2 protein-coding genes are annotated in these 2,268 nt (G+C 45.5%); one reads left to right on the top strand and one right to left on the bottom strand.

The window, feature by feature from the left end:
* Window positions 1-882, bottom strand: an 882-nt coding sequence (locus tag R7O12_RS23730; protein ID WP_318126483.1) for an arginine deiminase-related protein, incomplete at its 3' end; no start/stop codon positions are given.
* A gap of 403 nt (window positions 883-1,285) precedes the next feature.
* Here R7O12_RS23730 and R7O12_RS23725 point away from each other — a divergent pair.
* The coding region (locus R7O12_RS23725; protein ID WP_318126481.1) for an ABC transporter transmembrane domain-containing protein at window positions 1,286-2,268 on the top strand (983 nt) is incomplete at its 3' end.

Below are 2,268 nucleotides of genomic sequence, written 5' to 3'. Positions count from 1 at the left end.
TTGGTTTCTTTGTGCTGGTGAGAATGCATCGTACGCCGATTGCGACATCGCAATCACCTTGTCGCCGTTGATGGTTTCCAGTTGCAGAATATTGCCACAGAACTGGTTCATCTGATCAAGCGAAATTGAGATAACTTGTTTATCTTTTGCCAGAGACTTCAAAACAAAACGACGCTCAAATTCTGGGATCACTTCATCACAAATTACGCAGAACTGCTCACCCACAGCCATCATCACGTTGGTATGGTAAATCGGCGAACCCGATGGCAAACGGGTTTGGAATGAAATCACGCGCTCATAACCAATACGATTCGCGTAATCTTCCAACACTAGGCGATCACAACGCTGTGACAACGCGGCATAAACGGTTTTGTTTAGATGATCAAAAACCATCACGCCAGTGCTTTCTAGGTACGCGTGATCGCCTAGGTAATCCGTTAGACTGCTTTGCTGGTGAACTTCACGTCCTGCAGCGGCTAGCGCGGCAATTAACGCTTCCGGGCGAACCTCATGCTGACGGTTTTCACACGCCATTGGGAAGGTATAAAGCGTGCCGTCTGGTGTTGTGCTAAACCAGTTGTTTGGAAATACCGCATCTGGCGTCGCAACATCAGAAACTGGATAGTCAAATTCCACCACTTGCACTCCTTCTTGGCGCAACGTGGCAACCATTGCCGAAAATTCAGCCATGGTTTTTTGTGATACTTCTTTCTGGCTCAATGACACCTGATGCTGAAACTCATTGTCTTGCGCCGTTTCTTCATTAAAACGAAATTCTTTAGGTGGCACCATCACTACGCAGTTTGCGGTTTGGCGCAGAGCACTTTGTGTGCTTTCTTCTTTCCCATCAGCAAATTGGGGTACTGATTCGTGTAATAGCATCCAATATATTCCTTATCTCTAGAATGGAGAGATTGTAAATTTATTGTTAACTTCAGTTTTGCTGTTTTCGCGATTATTTCTATTCTCTAAAAGTAATTTTTCCTGCAATTAGACAGAGAAACACGATTTTTTATTGTCACTTTGCTGGTTTACGCTTTTGTGGCTCGGACATGACAAATCCAATAAATGGGATATTTCAATTCAGTTCATAACCAACTAGTTACATTTAAAAGGCGATCGGTTAGACTATTTTTTCGCCCCTCTCACAAACTCGTCTGCTTTTCTGGCTAGCGGACAACGATATTTCTTACCACCTATCTCGGTGCGCACTGCCATGTCCAAGCAGTGTAAATCGATGGATTCAGTAGACCGAGATGGCATTGTTTTAACTTTAGGATGAGTTATGTTTAAACGATTTGAAGGCTTCACAGAGCCGTTTCCCAAATCTACGCCCGATCAGCCCCCTTCAGGGATTTTTGCCTTTCTACGCCATTACACCCGAGGGTATGAAAAGCCACTGATCATCATGTCACTGATGTCGACGATTGTTGCCATCGTTGAAGTCATGCTGTTTGGTGCAATGGGCCAACTGGTAGACTGGCTTTCCACCAGTAATCCAGAAACCTTTTTGCAAGATAACCGAGCGGATCTGATTTTTTACGGCGTCTTACTTCTGGTTGTAATGCCACTTTTAGTTGTTATCTACTCTTTGCTGGTGCATCAAACCTTGTTGGGTAACTACCCAATGTCCATTCGCTGGCTTGCTCACCGTTATCTGCTCAATCAGAGTCTGAACTTCTATCAAGATGATTTTGCAGGGCGCGTTGCAACCAAAGTGATGCAAACCTCTCTCGCAGTACGTGAAACGGTCATGAAGAGCATGGACGTGTTTGTCTACGTGACGGTTTACTTCACCAGTATGGTCGTGATGTTAGCAGCTGCAGATTGGCGTTTAATGATTCCAATGATTGTCTGGCTTTTGGTTTACATCGCGATTCAGATTTACTTTGTACCGAAACTGAAAGATGTGGCCTCTGAGCAAGCCGATGCGCGCTCAACCATGACAGGCCGTATTGTCGACAGCTACACCAACATCCAAACCGTGAAGCTGTTTTCACATAGCCAACGAGAAACCCAATATGCCGAACAAGGCATGAAAGGATTTCTCAACACGGTTTATCGTCAAATGCGCTTGGTTACGGGCTTTGACGTGGCGGTTGAAATCTCCAACTACATCTTGGTGTTTTCCGTCGCGGCTTTGTCGATTTATCTGTGGTTGGACAGCGCGATTAGCGTCGGTGCCATTGCTATTGCGGTCAGCCTAGCGCTGCGCGTTAACGGCATGTCGATGTGGATCATGTGGGAAGTAGGAGCCCTGTTTGAAAA

Source organism: Vibrio sp. Vb1574 (genome assembly GCF_033338675.1).
Note: the sequence above shows the minus strand (reverse complement) of the source record. Positions and strands in the feature narration are given on the sequence as shown.